Genomic DNA, 1,870 nt, shown 5'->3' with positions numbered 1-1,870 from the left:
ATTTGATTGTCTTGATTTATAGAAAAATATTTTTATTTAATTTAATATCAGCTCTTTAGGGAGGTTAATTATGCAGTTTTTCAATCAAAAAACATTTATTTTGCTAATCCCTGTTCTCTTAGCTGTCCTTTACTATCTAGTGCACAAAAAGATTGCATCTATTAAAAGAAAAAGGGCAGAAGAACTATTTACAAATTATCATAAAGATAGAATTATTTATTTTAGTAAGGAAGTTAATTTTTTCGGTCAGAAATCGGCTGGCAGGACTCAGGTTAGAGGGAATGGCTCATTACTTTTAACACCAGATGAGCTACATTTTTTAAGATGGCTGCCAAAGATGGATTTGATTATTCCCCTAGCAAATATTGAAAATATAGAGAGAGTTAATTCTTTTCTGGGTAAAAGAAAAAACCGTGAATTATTAAAAGTTGAATTTAGTAACCATCAAGGGGAAAAAGATTCGGCTGCCTGGCTTTTAGATAATATGCATGCCTGGGAACAGGTAATTAAAGATAATCTGGAAGAATAAAAAACCGCTCTTTAAGATCCGGGTCCAAAATTCCGGTCTTAAGAGCGGTTTTAGTTTTTATGTTTTTTTATCAGCTTATTTTGATTTTAAACATTGTAATCCTTAAGGTTACTGCGGAAGTTTTCTGTAAGATCTTCCATCTGTTCAATATAACCTGTCATTTCTTTAATTTTTTCAGAATAACTATTAACACTGGCACTCATTTCTTCACTTGAAGCTGAATTTTCTTGAGCAATTGCTGCCAGATTATTGAAGTTTTCAATAACCTCTCTAATCTTTTTGGTCTCCTCATTTAAACTGCTGACGATATCAACAACCTGATCAGTAGCAGATTCAATATCATTAGTTGCACTGTTGCTTGATTCAGCAACTTCTTCTAAGGCCTGATTGCTTGCTTCAAGATTGCTGAACTGCTCACTGATGCTTGAACTAAGAGTTTCAACATGTTCGGTAAATTCTCCCAGGTTTTTTCTGATTATTTCAACAGCCTGCTGCGATTCCTCTGCTAGTTCTCTCACTTCTTCTGCCACAACTGTAAAGCCGCGACCATTATCAGAAGAGCGAGCTGCTTCAATTGAAGCGTTAAGTGAAAGCAGATTAGTTTGGCCGGCAATATCTTCAACAGTGTCAACAATTTCCATGATTGTTTCAATTTTTTCCGAAAGCTGCTGCCCCAGCTGGTTAACACTTGCAAAAGCAGAACGTACTCCACTAATTCTTTGATTAACATCAACTACTGCCTGGGTAGAAGTTCGAATATTTTTTACAGCATTCTCCAGGTTATCACGGCTCTCCTGACCTGCTGCAGCCAGCTTTTCAATTTCTTCAACATTTTGATTAACTATATAGGCAGATTCCTCGGTTTCCTGAGCCTGAGCCTGAGCTCCCTGAGCAACCTCATCAACCACAGTTGAAATACTGTCAGATACATCTTCCATATCTTCAGCCAGCTCTACAAAATCTTCGGTGAAGTTATGCATATCATCAGTTCCACCCTTTAAGAAAAGAATATCTTCTCTTAATTTGGACTTTATCTGGCGCAGTTTTTCAAATAAATTTTCAAAATCATCAGCTGTTTTAAGTCTATTTTCATCATCAAGATTTAGGTCCTCAATCTTACTTAACTCAGCATCAATTGCTTTAATAGGAGATATTAAAATTCTGCTAATTAAAGCTAAAACAACTCCCATTCCAGCTGCTGCCCCTAAATTTACTGTCCAGCCAGCTGTAAACTGTGGTAAAGAGATTAAGGCAAAACTCAAAATAAAACTGCTAAATCCCATTTTAGCCGGGATACTCTTAAAAACTCCCAGTCCTAAAATTTTAGATAATATATATTTC

2 protein-coding genes are annotated in these 1,870 nt (G+C 35.7%); one reads left to right on the top strand and one right to left on the bottom strand.

What is annotated here, in order from left to right:
* The first annotated feature begins 70 nt into the window (after nt 1-70).
* Entirely contained in the window at nt 71-529 is a 459-nt protein-coding gene (locus tag CI949_RS20530; protein WP_290769890.1) for a hypothetical protein, read from the top strand.
* 86 nt (nt 530-615) lie between these two features.
* Here the strand turns inward: CI949_RS20530 and CI949_RS20525 are convergent.
* Nucleotides 616-1,870: methyl-accepting chemotaxis protein (locus CI949_RS20525; protein ID WP_290769889.1), on the bottom strand; the 1,255-nt coding region annotated here is incomplete at its 5' end.

This window comes from Halanaerobium sp. (genome assembly GCF_003070835.1).
The sequence above is the reverse complement of the archived record's forward strand: the minus strand, read 5'-3'. Positions and strand labels throughout refer to the sequence as shown.